At 69.8% G+C, this 5,942-nt stretch carries 8 protein-coding genes; 5 read left to right on the top strand and 3 right to left on the bottom strand.

Annotated elements, in window-relative coordinates:
* Positions 1-432 (top strand): HAD hydrolase-like protein (locus tag KBI5_RS03280; protein WP_157902423.1); only part of this gene is annotated, 432 nt, incomplete at its 5' end.
* A gap of 35 nt (positions 433-467) precedes the next feature.
* Here KBI5_RS03280 and KBI5_RS03285 read toward each other — a convergent pair.
* Complete coding sequence (locus KBI5_RS03285) at positions 468-1,916, bottom strand: hypothetical protein (RefSeq protein ID WP_085014278.1); 1,449 nt, start codon at positions 1,914-1,916, stop codon at positions 468-470.
* 311 nt (positions 1,917-2,227) lie between these two features.
* On the opposite strand from KBI5_RS03285, the gene KBI5_RS03290 reads away from it, so the two are divergent.
* Entirely contained in the window at positions 2,228-2,914 is a 687-nt protein-coding gene (locus KBI5_RS03290; RefSeq protein WP_011438261.1) for a nucleoside monophosphate kinase, read from the top strand.
* A 25-nt stretch (positions 2,915-2,939) separates the two neighbouring features.
* On the opposite strand, the gene KBI5_RS03295 is transcribed toward KBI5_RS03290, so the two are convergent.
* Entirely contained in the window at positions 2,940-3,500 is a 561-nt protein-coding gene (locus tag KBI5_RS03295) for a hypothetical protein (RefSeq protein WP_023840091.1), read from the bottom strand.
* Between the two features lie 612 nt (positions 3,501-4,112).
* Between KBI5_RS03295 and KBI5_RS03300 the strand changes: the two genes are divergently transcribed.
* Entirely contained in the window at positions 4,113-4,670 is a 558-nt protein-coding gene (locus KBI5_RS03300) for an NUDIX hydrolase (RefSeq protein WP_241882637.1), read from the top strand.
* A 60-nt stretch (positions 4,671-4,730) separates the two neighbouring features.
* Here the strand turns inward: KBI5_RS03300 and KBI5_RS03305 are convergent, their stop codons facing one another.
* Positions 4,731-5,081, bottom strand: a complete 351-nt coding sequence (locus tag KBI5_RS03305) for a helix-turn-helix domain-containing protein (RefSeq protein WP_085014280.1) — start codon at positions 5,079-5,081, stop codon at positions 4,731-4,733.
* A 234-nt stretch (positions 5,082-5,315) separates the two neighbouring features.
* Here KBI5_RS03305 and KBI5_RS03310 point away from each other — a divergent pair, with 234 nt between their 5' ends.
* Positions 5,316-5,558: a hypothetical protein gene (locus KBI5_RS03310; RefSeq protein WP_241882639.1), complete on the top strand. Its 243-nt coding sequence runs from the start codon at positions 5,316-5,318 to the stop codon at positions 5,556-5,558.
* Between the two features lie 66 nt (positions 5,559-5,624).
* The coding region (locus tag KBI5_RS03315) for a site-specific integrase (protein ID WP_198537485.1) at positions 5,625-5,942 on the top strand (318 nt) is incomplete at its 3' end.

The following is a 5,942-nucleotide window of genomic DNA, read 5'->3' on the forward strand; positions in this document are numbered from 1 at the left end:
CTCCTGCCCGCCACCGGGGCGGTCGCGGCGATGATCACCCGGGCGACCGGCGTCACACCCTACTTTGTCGGCAAGCCGAACCCGTTGATGATGCGCAGTGCGCTGAACACGCTGTCCGCGCACAGCGAGACCACCGTGGTGATCGGCGACCGGATGGACACCGACGTCGTCGCCGGCCTGGAGGCCGGAATGGACACCGTGCTGGTGCTGTCGGGCATCACGTCCATCACCGACGTCGACCGGTTCCCCTACCGGCCGACCGCCATCGTCGACAGCATCGCCCAGTTGCCCGTCGGTCGGGATGTGCGGACGCTCGACAGCATACCGACGGCCGCCGTCCGCCCGGCGCCAGCCGGGGCTCCCGATCGCACCGGGGCGCACGGTCGGAGCCCGGGACCGGTGCACACCTCGGGGTCCACCACACGTGGGTGAGGGGCCACCGCGGAATCAGGGAACCCCGGACGGGATCAGGAGCCGCCCTGCGAACGGCGGAACAGGGTCGCGGTCGGCGCGGCGGCGGTCAGGGTCACCTTCGTCGGCGTGAACAGGAACGACTGCTGGGGCAGGCCGTCCGGACCCAGCAGGAACGCCCGCTCGATCGAGTCGACCTGGATGCGCGCACCGGTGTCGGCACACGCACCGACGACCCGGGTCGCCTGGATGGACGCGATGTCCTCCGCGACCGTCCCGGGTGGGAGTTCGACGGCCGTGGCGGCCGGCGCGTCCCGTTCGATGGACCAGGCAGGGTAGGTCTTGTTCGACCGGTAGGTCTCGGGGTTGCCGGCGAGCCGCATCCCGACCGACAGCCCGACCCAGGCGTCGGCGGTGTTCGGCGTGCCGACCGTGTTCTTCCGGACGATCAGGTACAGGTAGTTACGCGGGTCGCTGATCCGGGTGCGCGGGTCCGGGACCGGGGCGTCGGCGACCTTGCCCTCCCGGGCGACCTCCTGGGACATCACCCAGTAGGTCCACGGGTTGCGGTCCATCTCCCGCTCAGGGGCCTCGGCGTTCGGGTCGAGGGTGTCCGCGGCTGACAGGGCGAACCGCATCGGGCCGTCGGTGTTCTGGCACATGCTGTTGCTGCGCGTGCAGGTCCCGAGCAGCGGGTGCGTGCTCTCGTACCGGCCGGTGAACGGCTGCGACGTGTGCTCCGGCCCCTGGATCACGGCGCTGCCGGGGATGGCGTTGCCGGTGGCGTCGATCTCTACCTGGTAGGTCCACTCGATGTCGGTGGTCCGCCCCCAGAACGCCATCAGGGCCGGGGTCGGGGTGCCCTCGTCCTCGTTGCTCCACACCATCGAGTAGGTCAGCAGGCGATGACCGGCGATCGCGGTTGGCGCCTCGGAGTGGAAGGCGAGCAGTGGGGTGTCGGTGACGGCGTTCTGGAACGGCCCGCCGGCCATCGGGTCCGCGGCGGCGGCCGGCRCCGTCCGGCCGTAGATCACCGGGGCGTGCGCCAGTGCCTGGTAGCCGTTGTCCTGCGGCGTGACGGTGCGGAAGGTCAGATCGGTCAGGCGCGCCGTGGCGGCGTTGCGGGGCGACCGGTCCGCGGCGAACAGCGTCCGCAGGGTGTGCTTGCCGGCGGCCAGGTGACCCAGCGCGAGGCTGCGCTTGATCGGGAAGGACGTGGGGATCACGAGATCGGTGGCGTAGGCGGTGTCGACGTAGAGCGACAGCACCGCGGACTCGCCGCCCGGGGAGCCCCAGGAGACCCCCGGGGCGGTGGTGGTGACGTCCAGGAGCACCTCGCCGTCGGCCTCGGTGCGGAAGGGGATCGACGAGTCCTGCCCCCGATTGAGGACGATCTCCGCGGGTGGAGCCGGTGCCCTGTCCCCGGAACCGCACGCCGTGAGCCCCACCGCCARCACGGTGGCGGCCAGGCCGGCGCCGAGCGTCTGACGCAGTCCCCTTGACACCCGCGTTCCCTCCTAGAATCCGGGATCGCAGCCGCGGCCCGTTCCGCGCTCCCCCGATCCCCATACATCCTGACATCCTGCTCTTTACGGCATTGTCGGCGTGCATCGGTCCGGGTTGGGCCACGGATAGCCCGCCGGTCGGCCGTGCGGGTGTCATGACGTACCCGCCACCGCTGGGCCGCGGAAACCCCTAGTGATCTCCATGGCGGATAACGTCGCGACGGAGAGGCCGGTGGGACAGCTGGGGGCGGGCCACCGAGGCGGYCGCGCGTCGGCCGGCCTCCGGGGCGGAGGAACGATCGGGAGTCGGCGTGCGCAAGTTCGTCATCATGGGCGTGCAGGGCAGCGGCAAGGGAACCCAGGCGACGATGATGGCCCGGGACTTCGACCTGGTCCACATCAGCGTCGGCGACGTCTTCCGCTGGAACGTGCAGAACCACACCAAACTCGGTGCCCAGGTCAAACGCATCGTGGCGGCCGGTCACCTGGTCGGGGACGACCTCGTCGAGTCGGTGGTGCGCTCCCGGCTGGCCGAGCACGACTGGAACTACGGGTTCATCATCGACGGGTTCCCGCGCAACGCCCGGCAGGCCGAATTCTTCCTGGAGAGCTACGACATCGACGGGGTCATCTACCTCGACCTCCCCGACGACGAGGTCTATCGGCGGGTGCTCGCCCGCCGGTTCTGCTCACGGTGCGGCCTGGACTACAACCTGATCGCCAGTAGGCCGCAGGTGCCGGACACCTGCGACGTGTGCGGAGCGCCGCTGCTGACCCGGGCCGACGACAACCCGCAGGCACTTGCCGTCCGCCTGCGGGAGTACCACGAGAAGACCCGACCGGTCATGGAGATCTTCCAGCGTAAGGAGTTCGTGGCCGTCGTGGACGCCCGGCACCCGCCGCGCGAGGTGCAGGCGGAGATCCGTCGGCATTTCGATCTTCCACAGCTCGATCGCTCGCAGCTTGATTTTCCGCAACGGCCGGTCGTGCCCGGGTGAGCCCGGCCGTGATTCCCCGGGGGGACTACCGCTTGGTGAACACCACGGCGACGCCGTCGGTATTGCCGATCCCCGCGGCCCCGATACTCCCGTTGACGCCGTGCCCGTTGAACTGGATGGCTCTGGCGACCCCCGGAATCCCCACATCCGTTGTGATCTTGTAACCGGCGCCAGGCAGGGTCTGCCGGTAGAAGGTGGCCACCCGGTCGCTGGACACCCCGCCCAGCGTCACCGTCGACGTCTTCCCGGTGGTCGTACCGACCTTCACGGTGGCCCCGGGCGGCACCGGGAAATCGGGGGGGACATTCGTGCCACGCAGGGCATCCGCGCCGCTGACGGCGTCGATCCTTCCCACCCCCGGCAGCGAGGTCGGCAGCGCGGTGGGCAGCCCGCTCGGCAGCGCGGTGGGCAGCGACGTCGGCAGGGTCGGTGTGCTGACGGAGGGCGGCACGCTGATGTCGTCGGACCCCCCGCAACCGGCGGTCAGCGCGACCATTCCCGCGAGGACCAGCCCCGGAAGCAGCGTCATGGTTCGGCCGGACCGGATCCCTCGGCGTGGTTCGTCGAGGGTGAGGTTCTCCCGCACGGCTGGTCCTCCCGCTCGGTCCGACCGGCGGAACGGGGGTCCCGCGGGCGGACGGTAGATCATCACTGTGGATCTGTCCAGGTGTCTGATTCCCGGATCTTTCGGATCCATGCCGTCGACCTTAGTCGCGGACGGTGCACGCCGCGTGGCGGTGTCGGCTCGGCGTCATTGCCCGCGTGGGGGTGGCCCGCGTGAGTGGGGGTGGCCCGCGTGAGTGGGGGTGGCCCGCGTGGGGATGCGTCGGCGCGTCACCACCCGGGGGAGCACACCTGAGTTTCACATTGGGTCGGGGGCCGGGGTCGCGCGTCGGGGCGGTCGAGCGGCGCGTCGGTACCAACAATTACCTTCCGTAGTCACAAGAGGGGGATGGGCCGCATGGGGGTGACGATTACACGGGGTGTTGGTRCCACTGCTTCCAGCTTCCGCCGTTCCGCGGYCGACGGTGGATCCCCTCGTAGGCGGAGCTCCCTTCCTTGCTGCCGGAATTCCGATTCGGTCCGTTCTGTTACCTTTTTTATCACTGTAAGTGAGTATGCTGGTGCGATACGAGTTTCGGTGTGTCCCGTCTCAGTGGGTCGTGATCGGCGCCCGATGCCTGTACGTTCCTTAAGCGTGGCGGTCACCAACAACGCGGTGATCGGTGTGGCCCTGGGCTACATCGAGGCAAATCCGGACGAAGTGGACCTCATGCGGTCCTTGGTCGTGCTGGCTCTGCACGGGCCATCCATCACAGCCCGTAGCACGATGCCGGCCCATGTCACGTGCCGAGCCGCGATCGTGTCCCCGGACTGGCGGGTGCTGGAGATCCTGGAGCCGTCCACCGCGGTCTGGCGGATGCCCGGCGGTCATGTCGATGCCGACGGCTCCTCGCTGCTCGGCGCCGCGCTCGGGCTCGCTGCGCGCCGGGCCGGTGTCGAGGCCGACGCGGTGATCCCGGGCGGGATCCTCCCGTTCGACGTGGAGGTCAGAATCGTCGACGCCGCGCCGATCCTCGGTGAACCCGAGCACGTGCACTACGACATGACCTATCTCTTCCACGTCGAGGACCGCAGCCTCGCGGTGCGGGAGAGCGCCACGACGCAGGTTCGGTGGGTGGYGCCCGAGCGGATTTCCGGCCAGCTGGGCGCGAAGCCGACCAGGGCGTCCCAGCAGGCCGGGCTGGTGCGCTGACCGGACCCGTGCGGGCCTGATCCGCTGGGGTGCCGGGCAACCCCGGGCCAGCAGGATGGGTCAGCAGGACGGGTCGGGGAGCCAGGTCTCGGCCCAGAGGGAGAGGGCCGCGACCGTGTCCGCGAGGTCCGCTCCCTTCGCGGTCAGGTGGTACTCGGTCCGCGCGGGCGTGTCCGGGACGACGGTGCGTCTGACCATCCCTTCGGCTTCGAGTTCCCTCAGCCGTACGGAACAGAGCCGGTCGGACAGGTTGGGCACCGCCGTCGTGATCTCGGAGAACCGGGTTGCGCCGGCCAGCATCGCGCGCACGATGGCCCCGGTCCAGCGCCGCCCGATGGTCTCGACGGCACGGTGGTAGCGCGGGCAGAACGAGGACAGCTCCACCCTGATCAGCCTATGCTTGTCCGCCATTAGTGATTCAGGCCGGCGTCCGCCGGCCACATGGGGCRACGGAAAATGCCTGTGGCCACCCGGACGACGTCGGGCCTCCTTGGTGCCGAAGGTCAAGCCCGTCCATTAGTGTGACGCGGGGATTTGCAGGCACGTGGGACTGCCGCTTCGAGCGCGACCTCTAGACTCTTTGATCATCAGATCCCCTCCGGGTGGCCGCCCTGTCCTGTCGGGACGGCCTGGAGGAGGTCGCTGATGGAAGCGCAGGTCACGCGATGTGCTGGCCTGGACGTGCACAAGGACGAGATCGTGGCCTGTGTGCGGAGCGCCGAGGTGCCGGGTGGGCCGGTCCAGGTGCGGCTGCACACGTTCGGGGCGACGACCCGGGAGCTGCTGGCGCTGCGGGACTGGCTGACCAGCCTGGGGGTGACCCGGGTTGGGATGGAGTCGACCGGGGTAATCAGGCGTCGCCGTAAGGCCGTCCGTGACGGAGGTTGACGGGTCGGGAATCGGTCCGGCGTGTCGGTCACGGACTGCGAATCTGTAGTCGATACGTTACGAGACGTGACGGACGTTGTGGWGYCGTGCCGGACGCAGCGGCTCGTGCTGCCGGACGGTGCGACGAGCTGGAYGGTGCTCGGACCGGACTACCGGGTGGTCGGGCCGGCGGAGGAGTTCCTGGAGTATCTGCGGGCGCAGGGCTCCTCGCCGAACACGGTGCRCTCGTATGCGCGGGCRCTCGCGCTGTGGTGGAGCTATCTGGCGGTGTTCGGCTTGGCCTGGGACGCGGTGACGCTGGCGGGGGTCGGCGGGTTTCTGACGTGGCTGCGTTCCGGGGACGGGCCGGATGTGGTGTCGATCGAGCCGCGGGCCGCGCGGGTC

It is taken from the genome of Frankia sp. KB5 (genome assembly GCF_002099325.1).
Classification (GTDB): domain Bacteria; phylum Actinomycetota; class Actinomycetes; order Frankiales; family Frankiaceae; genus Frankia; species Frankia casuarinae.

Excerpts from the sequence above, each read along its gene's own strand:
- KBI5_RS03305 (WP_085014280.1), bottom strand. The coding sequence starts at position 5,081 with ATGGCGGACAAGCATAGGCTGATCAGGGTGGAGCTGTCCTCGTTCTGC.
- KBI5_RS03310 (WP_241882639.1), top strand. The coding sequence starts at position 5,316 with ATGGAAGCGCAGGTCACGCGATGTGCTGGCCTGGACGTGCACAAGGAC.